Source organism: Dactylosporangium sp. CA-139066 (genome assembly GCF_050936175.1).
GTDB lineage: Bacteria > Actinomycetota > Actinomycetes > Mycobacteriales > Micromonosporaceae > Dactylosporangium.
This window is the reverse complement of the sequence record NZ_JBNJNH010000001.1, coordinates 484,098-504,381: the sequence shown is the minus strand read 5'-3', so window position 1 is coordinate 504,381 and position 20,284 is coordinate 484,098. Positions and strand designations below refer to the sequence as shown.

The 20,284-nt window shown below is 72.4% G+C and carries 20 protein-coding genes and 1 pseudogene; 10 read left to right on the top strand and 11 right to left on the bottom strand.

Annotated features, from left to right (window positions below):
- Window positions 1-110: 110 nt before the first annotated feature.
- The gene (locus ACQEVU_RS02385) at window positions 111-491 is read left to right on the top strand and encodes a DUF6401 family natural product biosynthesis protein (RefSeq protein ID WP_433319807.1); all 381 of its coding nucleotides are present in this window, start codon (window positions 111-113) and stop codon (window positions 489-491) included.
- A gap of 83 nt (window positions 492-574) precedes the next feature.
- Here ACQEVU_RS02385 and ACQEVU_RS02380 read toward each other — a convergent pair whose 3' ends face one another.
- Genes ACQEVU_RS02380 through ACQEVU_RS02370 form a run of 3 tightly spaced genes read right to left on the bottom strand, consistent with a single transcriptional unit; the run spans window position 575 to window position 1,703 of the window.
- Window positions 575-850, bottom strand: coding sequence for a Smr/MutS family protein (locus ACQEVU_RS02380; protein ID WP_432977956.1), 276 nt, complete (start codon window positions 848-850; stop codon window positions 575-577).
- The gene (locus ACQEVU_RS02375; RefSeq protein WP_433334754.1) at window positions 847-1,269 is read right to left on the bottom strand and encodes a rhodanese-like domain-containing protein; all 423 of its coding nucleotides are present in this window, start codon (window positions 1,267-1,269) and stop codon (window positions 847-849) included. The genes ACQEVU_RS02380 and ACQEVU_RS02375 overlap by 4 nt, the downstream gene beginning before the upstream one ends.
- Entirely contained in the window at window positions 1,263-1,703 is a 441-nt protein-coding gene (locus tag ACQEVU_RS02370) for a cysteine dioxygenase (protein ID WP_433319804.1), read from the bottom strand. The genes ACQEVU_RS02375 and ACQEVU_RS02370 overlap by 7 nt, the downstream gene beginning before the upstream one ends.
- Window positions 1,704-2,090: 387 nt before the next feature.
- Here ACQEVU_RS02370 and ACQEVU_RS02365 point away from each other — a divergent pair, with 387 nt between their 5' ends.
- Window positions 2,091-3,035, top strand: coding sequence for an ATP-binding cassette domain-containing protein (locus ACQEVU_RS02365; protein ID WP_433319801.1), 945 nt, complete (start codon window positions 2,091-2,093; stop codon window positions 3,033-3,035).
- Complete coding sequence (locus ACQEVU_RS02360; protein ID WP_433319798.1) at window positions 3,032-3,862, top strand: ABC transporter permease; 831 nt, start codon at window positions 3,032-3,034, stop codon at window positions 3,860-3,862. The genes ACQEVU_RS02365 and ACQEVU_RS02360 overlap by 4 nt, the downstream gene beginning before the upstream one ends.
- Before the next feature lie 38 nt (window positions 3,863-3,900).
- Here ACQEVU_RS02360 and ACQEVU_RS02355 read toward each other — a convergent pair whose 3' ends face one another.
- From ACQEVU_RS02355 to ACQEVU_RS02345, 3 genes are all read right to left on the bottom strand, one after another.
- Window positions 3,901-7,197: a BTAD domain-containing putative transcriptional regulator gene (locus ACQEVU_RS02355; protein WP_433319796.1), complete on the bottom strand. Its 3,297-nt coding sequence runs from the start codon at window positions 7,195-7,197 to the stop codon at window positions 3,901-3,903.
- 81 nt (window positions 7,198-7,278) lie between these two features.
- A complete protein-coding gene (locus ACQEVU_RS02350; protein ID WP_433319794.1) occupies window positions 7,279-8,325 on the bottom strand; it encodes a S1 family peptidase in 1,047 nt (348 codons plus the stop codon).
- Window positions 8,326-8,458: 133 nt separating this feature from the next.
- Window positions 8,459-9,250: a phosphatase gene (locus ACQEVU_RS02345; RefSeq protein WP_433319791.1), complete on the bottom strand. Its 792-nt coding sequence runs from the start codon at window positions 9,248-9,250 to the stop codon at window positions 8,459-8,461.
- Between the two features lie 59 nt (window positions 9,251-9,309).
- Between ACQEVU_RS02345 and ACQEVU_RS02340 the strand changes: the two genes are divergently transcribed.
- Window positions 9,310-9,951: a hypothetical protein gene (locus ACQEVU_RS02340; RefSeq protein WP_433319788.1), complete on the top strand. Its 642-nt coding sequence runs from the start codon at window positions 9,310-9,312 to the stop codon at window positions 9,949-9,951.
- Between the two features lie 100 nt (window positions 9,952-10,051).
- Window positions 10,052-11,674 (top strand): DUF222 domain-containing protein, encoded by a 1,623-nt coding sequence (locus tag ACQEVU_RS02335; protein ID WP_433319785.1) that lies wholly within the window; start codon window positions 10,052-10,054, stop codon window positions 11,672-11,674.
- Here ACQEVU_RS02335 and ACQEVU_RS02330 read toward each other — a convergent pair.
- The 3 genes and pseudogenes from ACQEVU_RS02330 to ACQEVU_RS02320 all read right to left on the bottom strand — a co-directional run.
- Window positions 11,655-12,686: a winged helix DNA-binding domain-containing protein gene (locus ACQEVU_RS02330; RefSeq protein WP_433319782.1), complete on the bottom strand. Its 1,032-nt coding sequence runs from the start codon at window positions 12,684-12,686 to the stop codon at window positions 11,655-11,657. The two genes, ACQEVU_RS02335 and ACQEVU_RS02330, sit on opposite strands and share 20 nt — an antisense overlap.
- Before the next feature lie 88 nt (window positions 12,687-12,774).
- Window positions 12,775-13,326 carry a Clp protease N-terminal domain-containing protein gene (locus ACQEVU_RS02325; RefSeq protein ID WP_433319779.1) on the bottom strand — a complete coding sequence of 184 codons (552 nt, stop codon included), beginning with the start codon at window positions 13,324-13,326 and terminating at the stop codon, window positions 12,775-12,777.
- Between the two features lie 202 nt (window positions 13,327-13,528).
- Window positions 13,529-13,735: pseudogene (locus ACQEVU_RS02320) on the bottom strand (helix-turn-helix domain-containing protein); the annotation flags it as partial.
- A 96-nt stretch (window positions 13,736-13,831) separates the two neighbouring features.
- On the opposite strand from ACQEVU_RS02320, the gene ACQEVU_RS02315 reads away from it, so the two are divergent.
- From ACQEVU_RS02315 to ACQEVU_RS02305, 3 genes are all read left to right on the top strand, one after another.
- Window positions 13,832-14,947 carry an isopenicillin N synthase family dioxygenase gene (locus tag ACQEVU_RS02315; RefSeq protein WP_433319776.1) on the top strand — a complete coding sequence of 372 codons (1,116 nt, stop codon included), beginning with the start codon at window positions 13,832-13,834 and terminating at the stop codon, window positions 14,945-14,947.
- Between the two features lie 271 nt (window positions 14,948-15,218).
- Window positions 15,219-15,344: a hypothetical protein gene (locus tag ACQEVU_RS02310; RefSeq protein ID WP_433319773.1), complete on the top strand. Its 126-nt coding sequence runs from the start codon at window positions 15,219-15,221 to the stop codon at window positions 15,342-15,344.
- A 181-nt stretch (window positions 15,345-15,525) separates the two neighbouring features.
- Complete coding sequence (locus ACQEVU_RS02305; protein ID WP_433319770.1) at window positions 15,526-16,794, top strand: LCP family protein; 1,269 nt, start codon at window positions 15,526-15,528, stop codon at window positions 16,792-16,794.
- Window positions 16,795-16,849: 55 nt separating this feature from the next.
- Here ACQEVU_RS02305 and ACQEVU_RS02300 read toward each other — a convergent pair whose 3' ends face one another.
- A complete protein-coding gene (locus ACQEVU_RS02300; protein WP_433319767.1) occupies window positions 16,850-17,365 on the bottom strand; it encodes a MarR family winged helix-turn-helix transcriptional regulator in 516 nt (171 codons plus the stop codon).
- Window positions 17,366-17,416: 51 nt separating this feature from the next.
- Between ACQEVU_RS02300 and ACQEVU_RS02295 the strand changes: the two genes are divergently transcribed.
- Window positions 17,417-18,043, top strand: a complete 627-nt coding sequence (locus tag ACQEVU_RS02295; RefSeq protein WP_433319764.1) for an NADPH-dependent FMN reductase — start codon at window positions 17,417-17,419, stop codon at window positions 18,041-18,043.
- 126 nt (window positions 18,044-18,169) lie between these two features.
- Window positions 18,170-19,039 (top strand): NAD-dependent epimerase/dehydratase family protein, encoded by an 870-nt coding sequence (locus tag ACQEVU_RS02290; RefSeq protein WP_433319761.1) that lies wholly within the window; start codon window positions 18,170-18,172, stop codon window positions 19,037-19,039.
- 6 nt (window positions 19,040-19,045) lie between these two features.
- Here ACQEVU_RS02290 and ACQEVU_RS02285 read toward each other — a convergent pair whose 3' ends face one another.
- Window positions 19,046-20,236 (bottom strand): hypothetical protein, encoded by a 1,191-nt coding sequence (locus ACQEVU_RS02285; RefSeq protein ID WP_433319758.1) that lies wholly within the window; start codon window positions 20,234-20,236, stop codon window positions 19,046-19,048.
- Window positions 20,237-20,284 lie beyond the last annotated feature (48 nt).

The following is a 20,284-nucleotide window of genomic DNA, read 5'->3' as shown; positions in this document are numbered from 1 at the left end:
GCCGGCTGCGCAGCGTAGTGTCCTCCGAACGGAGTGCTCCGGGTCATGAACGGGTGCCGGTCGGTTGTTGGCGACCAATTCCGGCCGCGGACTGCCTAGCGTCATCGTCCATGAACAACGAACTCACCCCCGCCGCCTCCGTGGAATTCGACGCCGGGTACCTGGCGACCGCCGAACTCGACGCCCGGTTCTACCTCGACCAGGTCATGGCCATGGTCGGCGTCGACGGGCTGGTCGAGGCCCTGGCGCAGCCGTTCCTGCTCGCGCGGGTCGACCAGCACGCCGCGGCGGTACGGGAGAGCCTGACCGCGGCCGGGAAGGGTATCGACTCGATCTCGCTGGCCGCGTACGCCCGGTCGGTCATCGCCGTGCACCAGCGCCACGGGCGGCTGCTGCCGACGCCGGACAGCGTGGACTGGTCGGACGCGGACTGGACCGTGCTGCGGCTGGTCGCGGTGTGCCACCTCGCGGACGCCGTCGACGCGTTCTGAACCCTGTCGGGGACGCGCCGGGCAATGCCGCCGTCAGGGCGCGGGGTGCCGCCGGGGCCGGCACATGAAGTACAACTGCGAAATCAACGCCGCCGGCCCGGCGATTCGTTCCAGCGGAAGTGCACGAACAGGCGGCCGAAGTTGTCCGAGTCCTTCTCCACCCGGTGATACAGCGCCTTGATCTCGCGCTGGTCGAGGAAGCGCAGCACGCGCTTCTTGAGGGCGCCCGACCCCTTGCCGGGGATGATCTCGACGAGGGTGGCACGCTTGGCCACCGCCTCGTCGATGATCCCGCGCAGCGCGCGGTCGATGTCGCCGCTGCGGTTGAAGATGTCGTGGAGGTCGAGCTTGAGCTTCACCCTCCCAGCGTAGTCACTCCCCCGCTCACGGGGTGCCCCGCCGCCTTCCAGGCGTGGAAGCCGCCGTCCAGGTCCGTCGCCCGGTGCAGGCCGAGGTCCTGCAGCGCGGCCGCGGCGAGCGACGAGGTGTACCCCTCGGAGCAGAACACCACCACCGGCAGGTCGTAGCGGTCGGCGATGTCCAGCCGCGCGTCGCTGCGGGGGTCGAACCGCCACTCCAGGACGTTGCGCTCGATGACGAGCGCGCCCGGGATCTCGCCCTCGGCGGCGCGCTGCGCGGCGGGGCGGATGTCGACGAGCACGGCGCCCTCCGCGGCGGCCAGGCGGGCCTGGTCCGCGTCGAGGCGGTGCAGGCGGGCGCGGGCCTCGGCCAGGATGACGTCGATGCCCCGGCCCGGATAGGTCACGGTGGTCACCAGTCCGCCCCCGCCTTCGTGATCGACTCGACGCTGAGGCGGCCGTCGTGCAGGCGGTAGCGGGTCATCGCGGTCAGCGCCGGGCCGTAGACGTGCACGGTCACGGCCGGGCGGGCGCCGGCGTTGACGATGCGGTGCACGTGGTGGGCGCCGAACCGGCGGCCGCCGCCGGCGGCGTAGGCGGTGGCGGCCAGCTCGCCGCCGCGGACGGTCTGCTCGACGACCTCGCCGCTGACGACGGTGAACGCGCCGGCCGAGCCGCCGTGGTCGTGCAGGTCGGTGGCCTGGCCGGGCAGCCAGGTCAGCAGCCAGACCTCGTGGTCGTCGGCGACGGCGAGGCGGCCGTACCAGCGCCGCTGGGGGTCGTAGCGGGGCGCGAACGGCCAGTCGTCGGGCTCCGCGGCGTGTGCGCGGGCGATCGAGAGCAGGTCGGTCACGCGAGTGACGGTGGTGGCGACAGACATGGTGATATCTCCAGTAATCTCACGTACTAGATAGGAATTAAAGCAGAGAAAGGGCCCAGGGTGGCGTAGCCGGGAAGGACTGCCGCGAGCGTCGGCTCTAGCGGGTACAGCGCGCGCTGGCGTGTCGAACGAGGTCGACCACCAGTCGTTGGGTCAGCAGCGCGCCTTCGGGCCCCATGGAATCGATGTTGCCGAGCCGCTCACGCGGGCGTCAACTTTCGTCCACAATGCGGGATGAAAGACGGCATCGGAGTGTCGCGACGGGCTGTCAGCGGATGACAGGACGATGTGCGCGGTTTGACAGCGGGGCCCGGCATGCTGCATAGCGTTGCAAGAGTCATCCACAGGGGGATACACGCCATGAGCTTCGCTTTCCAGGCAACCGGCCTGGTCAAGCGCTTCGGCAAGACCACCGCGCTGGCCGGGGTGGATCTGGCCGCCGAGCCCGGGACGGTGCTCGGCGTCCTCGGCCCGAATGGCGCCGGCAAGACCACCGCCGTGCGCATCCTGGCGACGCTGCTGCGCCCCGACGCGGGGCAGGCCGTCGTCGGCGGCTACGACGTGGTGCGCCAGCCGGCCGCGGTCCGCCGCATCAGCGGGCTGACCGGGCAGTTCGCGTCGGTCGACGAGGACCTCACGGGCACCGAGAACCTGGTGCTCATCGGGCAGCTGCTCGACCTGCGGGCCAAGGAGGCCAAGTCGCGGGCCGCGCAGCTGCTCGCCGAGTTTGACCTGACCGAGGCCGCGAACCGGCCCGCGAAGACGTACTCGGGCGGCATGCGGCGCCGCCTCGACCTGGCCGCGAGCCTGGTCGGGCGGCCGGCCGTGGTCTACCTCGACGAGCCCACCACCGGGCTGGACCCGGCCAAGCGCGAGGACGTGTGGAACATGGTCCGGGCGCAGGTGCGGGAGGGCACGACGGTGCTGCTGACGACGCAGTACCTCGAGGAGGCCGACGCGCTCGCCGACAACATCTCGGTGATCAACCACGGCAAAGTCATCGCGCACGGCACGCCGGCGCAGCTCAAGCACATCGTCGGCGGGCAGACCATCAGCGTGCGGCCGACCGATCCGGCGCACCTGGAGATGGTGTCGACGATCCTCGCCACGGTGTCCGGCAACGAGCCGGAGTCGCACGGGCGCGGGGTGCTGTCGGTGCCGGTGAGCGACGACAGCGCCATGACGGCCGTCGTGCGGCGGCTGGACGAGGCGGGCATCGGCGTCATCGAGCTGTCGCTGCACCTGCCGAGCCTGGACGAGGTGTTCTTCACGCTGACCCGCGAACGGCAGGAGGTGGCGGCATGACGACCACGACCACGCGCGAGGCCTCGGCCGACGGCACGCAGTTCATCGCCGCCGTCCCGGCGCGCCCGTTCGGGCTGGTGCGGCACAGCCTGGTCATGGCCCGGCGCAGCCTCATCAAGACGATGCGCACGCCGGAGCAGCTGCTGGACGTGACGCTGCAGCCGATCATCTTCATCGTCCTGTTCGTGTACCTGCTGGGCGGGGCCATCGCCGGGTCACGGCACGATTACATGCAGTTCCTGCTGCCGGCGCTGATGGTGCAGAACGTGCTGTTCGCGTCGGCGCCGACCGGCGTGAGCCTGAACACCGACATCAAGACGGGCGTCTTCGACCGGTTCCGCAGCCTGCCGATCGGGCGGTCCGCGCCGCTGATCGGCGGGGTGCTCGGCGACATGATCCGATTCGTGGTGTCGATCGTCGTCATGATCGGCTTCGGGTACATCCTGGGCTTCCGCATCGGCACCTCGGTCCCCGAGACGATCGCGGCGTGCCTGCTGGTCATGTTCATGGCGTTCTGCTTCAGCTGGATGTTCGTGCTGCTCGGCATGGTCGTGCGGGAGCCGGGCGCGGTGCAGGGCCTCGGCTTCGTGATCATGTTTCCGCTGACGTTCGGCACCAACGTGCTGGTGCCGACGAACACGCTGCCGGGCTGGCTGCAGGCGTGGGTGAAGGTCAACCCCGTCGCCGATGCGATGCAGGCGGCGCGCGGGCTCATGGTGGGCGGCGGGCCGGTGGCCGAGCCGGTCATCAAGACGCTGGTCTGGTCCGTGGCGATCCTGCTGGTGTTCGCGCCGCTGGCGGTGCGCGCGTACCGTCGCAAGGCCTGACGGCGTTCTTTCCGGCCCGCCGGCACGGACCGCGCCGATCAGGGTTGCAGCAGTTCCAGGGCGTCGGCCCGCGGCAGATTCAGGCCGCGGGCCGTCGCCGTTTCGAATGCCTGCGCGCCGAGCTCGGCGCGCAGCGCGGCCATGCGGTCCGTCCAGTCGGCGTTGGCGGCGTCGCGGGCGCCGGCCACCTGCTCAGCGGCGCCGAGGATCTCCGCGGCGCGCTCCGGCTCGCCGTGGGCCGCCGTCAGGCCGGCGTAGGTGACCGCGACCTTGCCCAGGACCGGCATGTCACGCACCGACAGGGCCAGCTCCGTCGCCTCGGCCAGCCGGGCGTGGGCCAGGTCGTGGTCGCCGCGGGCCACGTCGACCTCGGCCCGGGCCGACAGCACGATCGCCTTGTACTGCGGGGCGACCATCGGTGACTCCTGCTGCAGCCGCCACGCCTCGCAGTAGAGCCGCTCGGCCTCGTCGAGCTCGCCCGCGGCGCGCGCCAGGTGACCGAGCTCCAGCATCGCGTGGGACACGTCCCGCGACGTCTGGGTGGCGTCCTCGACGAACTCGCGCAGCAGCGCCCGGGCCGCCTCCGGCCCATCGGTGTGCCGGCGCAGCGCCGCCAGGCTCACCCGCAGGTATGCCTCGCTGGAGCGGATGCCGAGCCGGCTGTGCAGCTCGGTCGACTCCTCGTAGTAGGCGATGGCGCGGGCGAAGTCGCCGCGGCGGGTGTAGGCGTCGGCGACCGAGGCGAGCGTCATCGCCAGGCCCCAGCGCTCGCCGATGCGGCGGAACTCCTCCGCGGACTCGGTGAGGTAGCGCAGCATGCCGTCGATGTCGCCGTCGTTCTCATGGAGGTGACCGAGGATCGACAGCAGCATGGCCCGCGTCCACGTGTCCTTCGTGCCCTGCAGCCGTTCCCGGATGAGCGCGCCGCCCCGTTCGCTGTCGTCGCGGAACAGCAGCACCACCGGCTCGATGAGGGCCACGAACGGATGCCCGTCGGCCGGCGCGACGTCGGCGAGCTCAATCAGCTCCCCCAGCTTGGCCGGGTCGTACTGGAAGTCACCGGCGAACCCGCTGTTGACGACGTACATCGAGCGGACCACGAGCCGCAGGTCCGGCGGGACGGGCTCGGGGCCGCGGTGCTCGACGGCGAGGATGCGCCTGAGCCACAGCGCCGCCTCGGCGTGGTTGTCCTCGAACGTCCAGAACCAGCCGCTGGCCGCTCCGAGCCGATACGCGCTCAGCCCGTCGCCGACGTCGCAGACGTGGGCGACCGCCGCATACAGGTTGTCCTGCTCGAGTCGCAGCCGCTCCAGCCATTCCAGCTGGGCCCAGGTGCGAAGGTGCGGCTCCGCCTGCTCCATCAGCTCCAGGAAATGCGCGGCGTGGGCGGCGCGGGCCGGGCCCGCTCCCCCGCGGCGGCCGAGCTCCTCGAGCGCGAACTCGCGGATCGTCTCGAGCATCCGATATCGCACGCGGTCGCCGCCGCCGGCCACCTGCAGCAGCGAGCGGTCGACGAGGGCGTCGAGCAGCGTCTCGGCGTCGGCGGCTCCGGTCACCGCGTCGGTGGCCCCGGTCACCGCGGCGGCGGCTTCGGCGTCGAACGTGCCGGGGAACACGGCCAGCGCCTCGGCGAACTCCCGCTCCTGCGGGCCGAGCAGGTCCCAGCTCCAGGCCACGACCGCGTGCAGCGTGCGGTGCCTCGGCAGGGCGGTGCGGCTGCCGCCGGTCAGCAGCCGGAACCGGTCACCGAGGCGCGCGGCGAGTTGCTCCGGCGTGAACGAACGCAGCCGGGCCGCGGCGAGCTCAATGGCCAGCGGCAGGCCGTCGAGGCGGCGGCAGATCTCCACGATCGCCCCGACGTTGTCGTCGGTCACGGTGAATCCGGGCCGCACGGCCGCCGCCCGATCTCGCAGCAGCTGTACCGCGGGGGACGCGCTCGCCCGGTCCAGGACCGTCATCGCCGATGCGGTCCCGTCCCGGGGCGCGGCTCCCGGTCTGCGCGGGATGAACGGCGGCGGCTCCTGCGCCGGCCGCTCGGCGGTGACGGGCTCGGGCAGCGGCAGCGGGCCGACCGGGAACAGCGTCTCGCCGAGGATGCCCAGCGGCTCGCGGCTGGTCGCGAGGATGCGCAGCTTCGGGCAGCGGCCGAGCAGCTCCTCGCTCAGGTTGGCGGCCGCGTCCACGACGTGCTCGCAGTTGTCGAGCACGAGCAGGATCCCGGCCAGCGTCAGGATGTCGGCCAGCTGGTCGAGGATGTCGCCGCGGCGCGGGCGCCTCGTCGTCTCCAGCTGGGCGAGGCCGCCCGTGGTCAGCGTTCGCAGCACCACCGCGGGGACCTCGGCGGCCTCGGCCACCGGGGCCAGCTCGACCAGCCAGGCCCCGTCGGCCAGGTGCCGGCCGGCCGTCGCGGCGACCGTGGTGGCGAGCCGCGTCTTGCCGGCGCCGCCCGGCCCGACGAGCGTGACGAGCCGGCTGTCGGCGACCTGGGTGGCGAGCCGCTCGACGTCGTCGTCGCGCCCGACGAAGGTGGTCAGCGGCGCGCGCAGGTTGCCGGCGCGCGGTGTGCGGGCGCCGGCGCGCAGGACGGCCACGTGCGCGTCGCGCAGCTCCGGGGACGGGTCGGCGCCGAGCTCGTCGGCGAGGCGCCGCCGGCACTCCTCGAACGCGGCGAGGGCCTCCGCCTGCCGCCCGTCGGCGTGCAGGGCCCGGATGAGCAGCGCGACGAGGCGCTCGCGCAGCGGATTGGCGACGATGAGCTCCTGCAGGTCGGCGATCGCCCCGGCGCGGGTCTCGGGTGCGAAGCCGGACGCCTCGATGAGGTCCTCGGTCGCGGACAGGCGCAGCTCGTCCCAGCGGGCGACGATCGCGTCGTGCTCGCCGCCGTCGGCCAGCGCGGGGCCCCGCCACAGGTCGAGCGCCGCGCGCAGCAGCCGCGTGGCCTCCTGCGGATCGTCCGCGCGCAGGGCACGGCGACCGTCGGCCACGAGGCGCTCGAAGCGGCAGGCGTCGACGTCGGCGGGCTCGATGTCCAGCCGGTAGCCGCGCGGGCCCGACTCCAGGGCGGGGTGCCCGCCGAGGGCCTTGCGCAGCCGCGACACCAGCGACTGAACCGCGTTGGCGGGGTCGGCGGGCGCCGGGGCTCCGGGTCTGGCACCGCGCGTCGTGCCGCCGGCCGACGCCTCCGGCCAGAGCGCGTCGACGAGCTGGTCGAGCGGCACGAAGCGGCCCGGTTCGATGGCCAGGCGGACGAGGAGCGTGCGCAGCCTGGCCCCGCCGACCTCGACCGGCCGGCCGTCGATGTCGACCGTGAGCGGTCCGAGCAGCCCGACTTGCATGCCTCAACTCTGCCACCCGGGTACGACAAAAACGGGGACCGGGCGGCGCACCGCCCGATCCCCGGCATTGAGCCGGCGCTGTCAGTAGACGCTCACGCCGTACACGCTGAGGGCTTCGGTCACGGGCTGGAAGTATGTGACGCCGCCGCTGCTGCAGTTGCCGCTGCCGCCGGAGGTCAGGCCGATCGCCTTCGCACCGTCGAACAGGGAGCCGCCGCTGTCGCCGGGCTCGGCGCAGACCGTGGTGCGGATCAGGCCGCTGACCTGGCCCTCGGCGTACGTCACGGTGGCGTTGAGCTGCGTGACCGTGCCGCTGTGGACGCCGGTGGTGCTGCCGCTGCGGCGCACCGTCTCGCCGACGAACGCGTTGGCGGCGCTGGTGATGTCCTGCGTGGAGCTGCCGCCGAGGGACACGTTGCCGGGGTGGGTGACGCCGCTGGCGTAGCGCACGATGCCGTAGTCGTTGCCGGGGAAGCTGGTGCCGGCGCGGGTGCCGAGCACGGAGCCGCTGCTGGTCGTCCACGTCGCGCCGATGTTCGTGCAGTGCCCGGCGGTGAGGAAGTAGTAGGTGCTGCCGCTGACCACGTTGAAGCCGAGCGAGCAGCGCGCGCCGCCGGTGTAGATGGCTTGGCCGCCGGAGATCGTCGGGCGCAGGGCGCCGGCCAGGCGCTCGATGCGGGCGCCGCTGCCGAGGCCCGCCACGAGGGCCTCGAGCGTCTTGACGTGCGCGGCCGGCACGGTGCTGTCGATGGACAGGATGACCTGGTTGGCCACCGGGTCGACGGCCCAGGCCGTGCCGGGGATGGCGGCCTTGGCGCCGAGCGTCGCGGTGATCCGGGCGAGCTCGGCGCCGCTGTGCTCGACCTTGCGGGCGACCGCGCCGGTCGCCTCGACGCTCGCCGCGGTGGCCGCATCGGTGACGGTGACGACCATCTTGCCCAGCGCCGCGTCGTAGTACGCCCCGGCGGTGCGGGTGCCGAGCTGCGCGACGAGGGCGTCTGTCGTGCGCGCGGCAAGCGCCGGCTCGTCCTGGGCCGCGAGCGCGGCCGACGGGGTCAGCGCAGCGCCGGTGGCCAGGCCGGCGGCGATCACCGCGAGCAGCCTGAATGAGGACTTGGTGGGTCTCACGTGAGCCTCCCATGCATCGGTGCCGATAGATATCGGCCGCGCCCGATGCTTTCATTCGGAAGGAACTCACACAAGAATCAGGGGCGAATTCGCCCATAGCACCCGTGTCATATCATTCGGGCGATGTCGGCGATCAGGCCGCAGTGACCCCCTCCAGCAGGAAGTCGCTGATGGGGCCGTACAGATGCGGCTGGACGTTGTCGTCGATCGGGACCGTCACCGACACGCGGCCCTCAGCCTCACCGACAAACAGCGCCGGGTCGTTGCTGTCCGCGAACGACACCACGTCGAGGCCGGCCGCGGCGGCCGCGCCGGCGAAACCGTGGTCCGCGACGACGAGGTCGGGCGGCGCCTCGCCCTGCCGGCCCAGCTCGGCGAGCATCGCCCGCATGCCGCCCGGCGAGTGGGTGTGCCACAGGGCGATGCCGCGCTCCGCGGCCACGGCGACGCCGCCGACGTATCGCACGGCGAGCGGGAACTCGCGCCCGTCGTAGCGACCGGGCGAGTCGAACACGGCACCCGGCGCCGGCTGCAGCAGCTCGCATCCGGCCGCGCGCAGTGCGGCGGCGATCGCCAGGTGCACCTCGATGATGCCGGCCGGATGGCCGGTGGCCACGATTACCCGCTCCCGGCGCCGCGCGGCGACGCGTAGGCGGTCGCGCATGCGCTCCAGTGCGCGGACCGTCTTGTCGGGGTCGATGACGTCGGTACCGGTCGAGCGGTCCGGGTCGGGATCGATGCCGACGCGCTCGGCCATGACCGCCAGCACCTGCGGCAGCGTCCACGTCTTGAGCGGGACCAGGCCGAACACGTAGCCCTCGCGGCCCTCGGCGAAGGAGGCGGCGTTGCCATGGTTGGAGTCCCGCGTGGTCTCGACATCGCCGGCGAGCAGGGCCTCGCGAAGATAACTCACAAGCTCAGGCATATGAACCATGGTAGGTACCAGGCCCGGCGTCGCCGAGGAATGCGGCTTAAGGTCACAGTATGGCCGACATCTACCTCGAGACGGGCAAGAAGAAGGTCTTCGCGGGCAGCCTCGACTGGCCGGGCTGGGGCCGGTTCGGCAAGAGCGAGGAGGAGGCGATCGAGGCGCTCGCCGCCTACGGGGCGCGCTACGCGTCGATCGCCACCGCGGCCGGCTATTCCTTCCCGGCCTCGCCCCGCCTCAACGTCGTCGAACGGGTGCCCGGCACGGCGACGACCGAGTTCGGCGCGCCGGACGGCCGCCCGGACGCGGACTCGGCGCCGGTCACCGCCGCCGTCGCGGCTCGCCACACCAAGCTGCTGCGGGCCGCATGGGCGGCCTTCGACGCGTACTCCGCGACGGCGCCCGAGTCGCTGCGCAAGGGGCCTCGGGGTGGTGGGCGCGACCGCGACAAGATGATCGGTCACGTGCTCGAGTCCGAGGCCGCGTACGCCCGGAAGATCGGCGTCAAGCACCGGCCGCCGGCGCTCGATGACCGCGCGGCCGTGGAAGCCTTGCGCGACGACGTGATCGCCGTGTTCGGGCGGACCGGCGACGGGGGGCCGCTGACGGACAACGGCTGGACCGCGCGGTACGCGGCGCGGCGGTTCGTGTGGCACGTGCTCGACCACTTATGGGAGATGGAGGATCGCTCAGAGTGAGATAGGAGATCGGGGATCCTGGGTTCGGGGCGCCGGCGGTTACGGTCGGGGCGTGGACGCGGCGGGGGTGGTTGGGCCACTCACTGAGGCGCTCGAATCGATGGCCAAGCTCGATGTCGAGGCGCTCGACGATGCCGCCGTTCGTGACTCGCTCCTGGAGCTGCTGCGCTGCCAGCACCGGCTGGACGCGGTCATCAGCGGGTTCGTCGGCGCGTTCGACGACCGGCGGCTGAGCCACCGCGACGGGTTCGGCTCGACGAAGCAGTGGTTGGTCGGGTTCGGGCGGCTGTCCGGGCCGGCGGCCGGCGGGCGGATGCGTGCGACCGAGGTCACCCGGCTGCTTCCCGAGCTCGCGCAGGCGTTCCAGGCCGGCGAGGTGAGCGCGGAGCAGGTGAACCGGATCGCGATCACCGCCGAGGAGGTCGGCGACGAGGTCATCGAGCAGGCCGAGCACACCCTGGTCGAGCTCGCGCAGAACGCCGGGCCGGAGCATCTCCAGGAGGCGTGCGGCCATCTGCGGGACCTTGCGCTGGCGGACAAGAGCACACCACCGGAGGAGCAGTACCGGCGGCGGGGCGTGACGCTCACGCGGCTCGGCGACATGTGGCGGCTGCGGGGCGTGCTCGACACGGAGACCGGGGCGCTGTTCGGCACCGCGCTGGACGCGTTCACCAAGCCGCCGGGGCAGGGCGACGATCGCAGCCCGGCGCAGCGACGGCATGACGCGGCGGCGGACATGCTCAACGCGGTGCTGCGCTCGGGGCAGGCGCCCGAAGTCGCCGGGGGGCGGCTCTGTATCGGACTGCTGATGCCGGTTCGGCGGTATCTGCAGTTGCACGATCACGGCGGTACCGACGCGGAGGAGACGCCGGCTGACGACGGCGGCGACGTTGTCGCGGGCGACGAGGGCGGCGGCGCCGTTGCTGCAGACGATGACGGCGACGGGGCCGCGGTGATGGCCGGGTTCGGGCCGGTGAGCGACGCGCTGGCCGCGCGGCTCAGCTGCGATGCGACCCTGCAGCAGCTGTGGCTGCATCCGGAGAACGGTGTGCCGCTGAAGCTCGGGCGGGCGTACCGCAACACGCCGTGGCCGTTGCGGCGGGCGCTCGCGGCGCGCGATCCGTACTGCCGATGGCCGGGCTGCCGGATTCCGGCGAACTGGTGCGACAGCCATCACCTGCGGGAGTGGATCCGCGATCACGGCGAGACGGATGCCGACAACCTGGTGCTGCTGTGCCGGTACCACCACGTGTGCATGCACGAGCGGGGCTGGCGGATGTTCCGCGAGCCGCTCAGCGGCTGGATCTGGATCATGCGGCCCGACGGGCGGCGCTACGAGCTCGGGCCCAGCCGGCCGCGGGTCGATGCGAAACCGCCGGACGGCCGGGGCGGGGATCCGCCGCCGGGGCGGCAGCCGGATTCGCGGCGGCACACGCCGTCGGTGACGGCGGCGCTCCCGGCTGGGCCGGCGGCTTCCTCGGCGGCCGGGTCCTCTGCTGCCTCGCCAACGCGGGCCGGCGGGGCTTCGCCGGCGGCGGACGATCTTGGTGATGCGGCGGCCGGGCCTGAGGGGTCGGGGACCGCGCGGCCGAGCGGGCCGCCGGCCGCGGCCACTGGGCCGCCGGCGGTGCCGACGGATCGCGCGGGGCCGGGCCGCGGCACCCGGGAGGGCCGGGCGCGGGGCGGGCCGCCGCCGGGGCGGGTCAGGCGTGGAACGACGTGAGGCGATCCGCTTCCGCGGCGACCTGGCGCCGAACCCGTGCCGGTAGCGGGGCGAACGGCTCCCACTCGACGCCGTTCGCCTTCGGTGCCCACGTGCCGGCCACCTGACCGTCGACGAGGAAAGTGCCGATCGACTGCGGCATGCGAACGTGGAACACCTTCGATCGGTGCTCCTCGGGGAGGATGAGCGTCCGGCGGGCGTGGGCGAGCAGGGTTGCGTCGTACGTCGGCAGGAAGCGGACGGGGGCGGGGGTGTCCGGGTCCGGCAGCGGGCCGTCGGGCAGGTCGACCAGCTCCCGGCCGCGCTCGTCGCGGAACGTGCGCAGGTCGTGCCGGGCGAGCACCTTGGCCACGGTGGACACCGGCAGGCCCGCCCAGTCCGCGATCTCCGTGCGGTGGGCCGGCCCGAACGCGCCGAGGTACCGCCGGACCAGCAGGTCCTGCGCCTCGTCCTCGGTCACGTCGGGCCGGACCACCCAGTCCTCGGCGGCGCCGAACAGGTCGGCCCGGCGCCGCGCCCACGTGCCCGATGGCGGGACGCGGACCATGTCGAGGAACATGCCGATGCCGTGGCGGATCTGCGGGCCGAACAGCTGGTCGATTTCCGTGCGGCGCACGGGGCGCTCGGCGAGCAGCGCCCTGAGGCTGCGGACGGCCTCCTCCATCGCGGCCGGGTCCGGCTTGTCGCGGACCGCGCGCAGGTAGGCGTCGCGGCGCGCGTTGCGCACGCCGACCGTGAGCGGCCAGTAGTCGGCCGTCGACACAAGGTGGATCGTGGAGCGGAGCAGGGTCGCCTGGACAACTTCGCGGCGCTCCAGCATGCCGGTCAGCTCGTCACGCTCGAAGCCCTCGATGCGGGTCCACAGCCCGATGTACATCGACGGCGCGTACTGCGCCTGCAGGCCGCCCATCCGCTGCAGGACCTCGGGAACGTCCAGCGTCACGCGTTCCAGCAGCATCTGGCGGGCCAGCATCGCCCGGTTCAGGTCACGCCAGGTGAGGGTCCGCTCCATACCGGAACGCTAGACGATTGCTCGCCGGCTCACGGAGCCCGGCGGGGCGTCCCGATCAAGGAACGCCCGGGGCGCAGGAAGGCCGCCCTCAGGCGGCGTTCTTCAGCGCGGTCAGCACGAGATCGAGGGTGCGGTCGTAGCTCAGGCCCTGCTCGCGCAGGAGCCGTCCGCCGGTACCGCGCTCCTCCTTCAGCACCGCGAGCAGGATGTGCTCCGTGCCGATGTAGTTGTGCTTCAGCGACAGCGCGATCCGCAGCGACAGTTCCAGGCTCTTCTTGGCCCCGTTGTTGAACCGCGTCGGCAGCTTCGAGCGGCGGAACAGGAAGCCGCCCCGCTCGGCCGGTTCGGCGCGCTCCAGCGCACCGGCACCGAACGTCTGCTCCACGCTCGCCCGCACCGCGTCAAGGTCGATGCCGATGGAGCGCAGCGCGGCCGCGTCGTCGCCGGCTGCAACGGCCTCGTGGATGTCGTCGTACTCGACACCGCAGGCGCGGAGCACGCCGCTGCCGATGCCGCCGTCATCGCGCAGCAGCGCCAGCACCATGTGCTCGGTGCCGATCGCGCGATGGCCGAGGTCGTCAGCCTCGCTCTTGGCGACCCGGACGACGGTCCGGGCCCGGTCGGTGAATCGCTCGAACATCAATGCTCCCCTTTCGTCGTACGCGCCAGCGCAGGGCGCATCAGTTGTCGCCGGTCTCGGTCGCGGTCACCTCGCGCTGCCCGGCCTTGCCCTTCGACGGCGCCGCCGCCGACGCATCGGACGACCGCGACGCAGGCGCGGCCGGTGCCGCCGCACCGGCCGGTGCCGCCGGTGCCGCCGCACCGGCCGGTGCGGCCGGCGTACGACCGGCGTGCTTCTTGTGCACCGCCTGCCTTGTCACGTCGAGGGCGTCGGCGATCTCCTGCCACGACCAGCCCTGCAGCCGCGCATTGTCGACCTGGAGCACCTCGAGCGCGTCGGCCAGCCGCCGCAGCGCGACGGCCGCCCGCAGCCCGATGCGCGGGTCCGGGCTGGCCGCCGCGGCCGCGAGGTCATTTGCCTCCGTCATGCGTCAACCATAGTTGACAATCACGCACTACGTCAACCACGGTTGACAGGAATCGCCACCTGCCGTCCCGGCGCGGCGACGCCTACGCTTCGGGGCGTGAGCTCCTATCAGGCCGATCTGCCCGTGGTCGACGTCGCCAACCTGGTCCGCGATGGCGAGGACGCACACGCCGCCCGCCAGATCGAATCAGCGTGCCGCGCCAGCGGGTTCTTCTACGTGTCGGGCCACGGCGTCGACCCGGGGCTCATCACGCGGCTCGACCGCACCGCCCGCGAGTTCTTCGCGCTGCCCGAGCCCGAGAAGCTCGAGATCGCCATGGCCCGCGGCGGCCGCGCCTGGCGGGGCTTCTTCCCCGTCGGCGCCGAGCTCACCTCCGGGGTACCGGACCAGAAGGAAGGCCTCTACTTCGGCACCGAACTCGGCCCGGACTCCCCCGAGGTACGCGCCGGCCTGCCACTGCACGGCGCCAACCTGTTCCCGCGCCAGATCCCGGAACTGCGCGACACAGTGCTGGAGTACCTCGACGCGATGACGGCCACGGCCCAGGCCGTCATGCGCGGCATCGCCCAGAGCCTCGACCTGCCACCCGACTACTTCGCATCCGGCTACACGGCGAACCCGACGGTCTTGTTCCGCATCTTCCACTACCCGCCGTCACCTCCGGACAGCACCGCGTGGGGCGTCGGCGAGCACACCGACTACGGCCTGCTGACGCTCCTGCTGCAGGACGACAACGGCGGCCTGCAGGTCCGCATGCCGGACGACGAGGCCGACACACGGACCGGCACCGCCGCCGCATCGAACGCCCCCGACGACGGCAACCCCGAGGGCAGGCACGGCGACCACCCCGGGAAGTGGCTCGACGCCCCGCCGATCCCCGGCACGTTCGTGTGCAACATCGGCGACATGCTCGACCGGATGACCGGCGGGTGGTACCGCTCGACGCCGCACCGGGTCCGAAACCTCAGCGGCAACGAACGCCTGTCGTTCCCGTTCTTCTTCGACCCCGGCTTCACGGCCGAGGTACCACCGCTGCCCGGACGGGCCGCCTCCGGCGGGACCGGCGCCCCGAGGCGCTGGGACGGCCAGGATCTGCGGGCATTCACCGGCACCTACGGTGAATATCTCGTGCGAAAGGTGGGCAAGGTGTTCCCGGAGTTGAGCGCGGACGTCGGGGCGGGCACCACAACCGACATCGGGCCGGCGACCTGACACCAGAACACCGCACCTGAATCACCCGCACGACCGCCTGACGGCGGGAGCGCCAGGGCCTCCGGACACAGGGGGCGGGACACCCACGGGTGGCGCCGGAGACACCGGCCGCCCGGGCAACCCGTTACCCACCGGCGGTGCGGATCGTAGAACCCCACGAAGGGGTTCGACGAGACGTTCAGGCAGGTCGGGCACGTGGCACGACGACGGGATCAAACCTGTCCGCGGTGTTCGTAGCGTAAGAGTCACCACACCGCAACAGGAGGCGACAATGGCCACCCCGACCACCACCACGACCCGCAAGCTGACCCCGCTCGACAGCGAGCAGGGCATGCTGATCTTCCTGGCGGCGGTCGTCCTGCTCAGCGTGATCGCCGTCATCCTCGTCGGCGGCTGATTCGCGACCAGTCGCGAAGCGCCACCGAACGCGAAACGTCACCGAAGGCCTGCGCCGAGGCGACGACGCCGACCACGAGCCGCAGACGTCCCGCCAGGCCGGACCCGACATACGACAAGGACCGCAGAAACCCCTCCGACAGCAATGAAGGCAGCACACCTCGAACGGGAGCCCACGAGACGTGATCCGACGCCACGAGCCCCTGGACGAGGATGCCGATCGGCCGGCCGACGACCACACGTCGCGCCGGCCGATTCCGTTGCTGACGACGACCGCCCGCACCGACTTGGATGACGCCGCGGCAAGGCCACCACGCCGCCGCCGCGACCCGAGGTGGGCGCACACCCTTGTGACCATCGGCGCGGTCATGATGATGCTCTCCGGCAGCGCGTTCGTCGCAAAGAACCTGCTCGTCGGCTACGTCACGAGCAACGTCCGCCAGGACGACCTCATCGTCCCCGCCGCGGAGCAGCAGGGCCGGCACGTGACGATCAGCGGCGCGAAGACGATCCTGCTCGTCGGCATCGACCCGCGCCCCGACCAGGACCCATCGGAGGCGATCCGGTCGGACTCGATCATCATCGTCCACATTCCCCAGGACCATCAGTCCGCGTACCTGGTCTCGATCCCCCGCGACACCTGGGTCCGGATCCCGCCGTTCAGCAACGGCCGGACCCGCTACCAGGGCGGCCACGACAAGATCAACGCCGCGTTCGCCGAGGGCGGCCTCAAGCTGACCGGCAAGGACCAGCGCCGCTACGGCATGTCGCTGCTCGCCGACACCATCGAGGAGAACTGGGGCATCACCTTCGACGCCGCCGCCATCGTCGACTTCGCCGGCTTCACCAAGGTCGTCGACGTGCTGGGCGGCGTCGACATGTACGTCGACCAGGAGACCCGGTCCGTCCACATCGGCCACGACGCCAAGGGCCAGACCAAGGTGCCGTACATCCAGCGCTTCAACGACTCCGGCGGCACCGACCTGATCCCGGTCCCCGGGGTGACCCCGCAGACGTATCACGTCGGCTACCAGCACCTCGAGCCCTGGCAGGCCCTCGACTACGTGCGCCAGCGCGACACGCTGCCCAACAGCGACTACGACCGTCAGCGCCACCAGCAGCAGTTCATCAAGGCGCTGTTCAAGGAGATCGCCAGCCGCGACGTCATGACCGACCCGGCGAAGCTCAAGAAGGTGCTCGACGTGGTCGGCCAGTCGATGACGATCGACTCCGGCGGCATCGACCTGCAGGACTGGATCTTCGCCCTGAAGGACATCGGCGGCGACAACCTGCTGACGGTCAAGTCCAACAACGGCACGTTCCACGAGTCGCCGGAGCAGCCCGGCGCCGAGGCCCTCGACGACAACACGCTCGCCCTGCTCGCGGCCGTGCGCGCCGACTCCGTCGAGTCGTTCATGTCGTCACACGTCGACCTGGTGAGCAAGAGCTGACCCCCGCAGCGGTACCGCGGGAAGCGCCCACCAACCGCCTGACAGTGGCCCGCCGCTAGTCCACGTGCCGCCGCAGGTGCTCGAGCACCGCCTCGGTGACGTCGCCCAGCACCCGCACCTGCTCCTCGGTCAGGAGGTCGATGAAGTGCGCGCGCACCGCCGCCACGTGCCCGGGCGCGGCGGCCCGCAGCGTCTCCATGCCCTGGTCCGTCAGCACGATGAACGCCCCGCGCCCGTCGGACGGGCACTCCTGGCGCGTGACGAGCCCGCGCTGCTGCATTCGCGTCACGTGGTGCGAGAGCCGGCTCTTCGACCACAGCATGCGGTCGGCCATCTCGCTGAGCCGGATCCGCCGGTCCTCGGCGTCGGACAGGCTGGTGAGCACGTCGTAGTCGGGCTCGGACAGCCCCTGGTCCGCGGCCAGCTCGCGGGCCAGCTGCAGGTCGAGCAGCGCCCGCATACGGCGGTACCCGATCCAGGCGCGGAACTCCTGCTCGTTGAGCCAGCGCGGCGGTTCCTCCGGTCGCGACCCGGAAGCGTCCGGCGCCGGCAGCAGCTGTGTGTCGTCCACGTCTCAAGCATAGATGTTGACGTGTCACCAATCCAGTGTCACGATGATGACATGTCAACAATCGGCTCCGAGCCCACCAGCACCCAACAACTCCAAGCGAGCAGCAGCGCGCGGCCAAGGCTCGAGGTCGTCGTCGCGAGCACCCGCCCCGGCCGCGTGGGCCGCGTCGTCGCCGACTGGTTCATCGAGCAGGCCGAGCAGCACGGCGGCTTCGACGTCCACGTCTCCGACCTCGCCGAGCTCAACCTCCCCCTGCTCGACGAACCCCACCACCCGTCGCTGCGCCAGTACACCAAGCAGCACACCCGCGACTGGAGCGCCACCATCGACGCGGCCGACGCGATCGTGTTCGTCACGCCGGAGTACAACCACAGCTTCACCGCCCCGCTGAAGAACGCGCTGGACTTCCTCTCCCAGGAGTGGCGCGACAAGCCCGCGGCCTTCGTCAGCTACGGCGGCATCTCCTCCGGCACCCGCGCCGTCTACGCGCTTCGCCCCGTCGTCAGCATGCTCGGCATGATGCCGGTCAACGCCGCCGTCGCCGTCCCGACGCGCACCCACGTCACGGCCGACAAGCAGTTCCGGTCCGACAGCGCCCTGGACGCGTCCGCGAAGGCCGTCCTCGACGACCTGGCCCGCCTGGCCCCGGCCTTCGCCGCCCTCCGCGCGGTCAAATAGCCGGCGAGGCGCGATCAAACAGCCGGCAAGGTGCGGTCAAAAGCCAGCAAGCCGAGCCCACGGGCCCGGCGAGACCACGAGAGGCCTGCCGACCGGCGGACCAGAGCCCCGTGACAGGATCGGCCCATGTCGCGGATCGTCGTCACCGGAGCGAACGGCAAGACCGGGCGGGTCGTCGTGGCCGACCTGCTCGCCCACGGCCACGAGGTCGTCGCCACCGACGCCGCCGGCCGGGCCGGCCACCTCAGCCTCGCCGACCTCGGCACGACCCTGCTCATCGCCGACCTCACCCACTACGGTCAGGCGTTCGAGGTCCTGCAGGGCGCCGACGCCGTCGTGCACCTGGCCAACATTCCCGCGCCCGGGATGTACACCCCGGCGGTGACGTTCAACCGCAACACCGCCATGAACGCCAACGTCTTCCTCGCCGCCCAGGCCGCCGGCGCCGGCCGGGTGGTGTGGTCCTCGAGCGAGACGACGCTGGGCCTGCCGTTCGACACGCCGCCGCGGTACGCCCCGGTCGACGAGGACCACTTCCCGTACCCGACGACGACGTACGCGCTGTCGAAGGTCGTCGGTGAGACGCTGGCGCGGGAGATCTCCGGCTGGAGCGGCATCCCGTTCGTGGGCCTGCGCCTGTCCAACGTCCACACCGCCGGCGCCGACGGGCCGGGCGACTACGCCGCCGTGCCCGGCTACTGGTCCGACCCGCACAGCCGCAAGTGGAACCTGTGGGGCTACGTCGACGCCCGCGACGTCGCCGCCGCCTGCCGGCTCTCGCTGGACGCCCCGGTCGAGGGCGCCCAGTCGTTCGTCATCGCCGCCGCCGACACGATCATGAACCGCTCGTCCGCGGGCCTCATGGCCGAGGTCTTCCCGGACGTACCCGTCCGCGGCGAGCTCGGCGAGTTCGAGACCCTGCTGTCGATCGACCGCGCCCGCGACGTCCTCGGCTACTCCCCGCTCCACTCGTGGCGCGACCACGTGACCCCGTAACCGGCCTCACGGCTCCCGGGACAGCAGCTCCAGCAGCACCGCCATGGCCGCCGGCGAGTCGATCGCCGCCCGCGCCAGCAGCGTCAGGTTGTGCTGCTCCCCGTCCGGGCTCACCAGCACCCCCGCGGCCGCCGGATGCACGCGCCGCCACCCGCGGACGGTCAGCGCCGACTCGGCGACCACCACCACCGACGGCGTGCCGTCCAGTTCCTCGGGCTCGGCCGGCGGCTCCGGCTGCGCCGGCCAGTTCGCCGCCACCAGCTCGTCCAGCCGGGTCAGCAGCACCTCGACCACCTCGGCCGGCCCGATCGGCGGCCGCCGCAGCAGCGTGGCCACCTGATCCGTCACGACCCGGGCCTGCCGGGCCAGCCACGACGGCCACTCCTCCTCCGGCACCGCCGCGAACGTGATCCACTGCCCGCTGTCGCGCTTGAGCACGTGCCGCGCCAACTCCCGCTCCACGTCCGGCGGCAGCGGCACCAGCGGTACCGAATCCACGGCTCGTAACGCGACGTGCGTCGCGGACAGCGACGCGATCGCCCCCGCCAGGCTCGGGTGGCGCGCCATCAGGGCGGTCCGCGTGTCGTCGTCCAGCGACGCGATCACCGCGCCCGCCCGCACCGCCTCCCGCCAGCCGGCGTGCAGGTCCTGGACCCCGGCGCTGGTGCGCTGCCACACCTGCTCCTCCACGTCGAAGGCGAGGTCGGCGAACTCGAACGCGGCCAGGTCCGCCTTCACCACCGCCCGCGCCGCGGTCTGCAGCCCCGACGCGCTGCTCGCCGCCTGGTCCGCCTTGCGCTCCAGCGCCATCGCGAACTCCCGCGTCGCCCGCGCGATCGTCTCGGCGCGCGTCGACGGCGTCATCGACAGCGGATCGACCGCCTCCTCGTACAGCGCCCGCAGCCGCACCACCAGATGCGCCCGCCGGTGGTCGACGACGGCGAGCTCGTGGGCCACCAGCGCCCGCACCTCGTCCACCGTGAGGCACTGCAGCAGCGGCAGCCCCACCAGCAGCAGCCGCCGGCGCCGGCTCGCCCAGGAACGGATCGTTCCGTACCCGGTCAGCAGCACGGCGTCCGGCCGCGCCACCCCCACCCGGGTCGCCACCTCGGCGACCAGGTTCAGCAGCTCGGCCTGCGCGGCGGCCGGCACACCGGGGTACGAGGGCTCGCCGGGCGCCCGCCCCCAGTACCGCATCAGCAGCCAGCGCGCCCGCCAAATGCTGATATTGCCGGGCAATCCGCT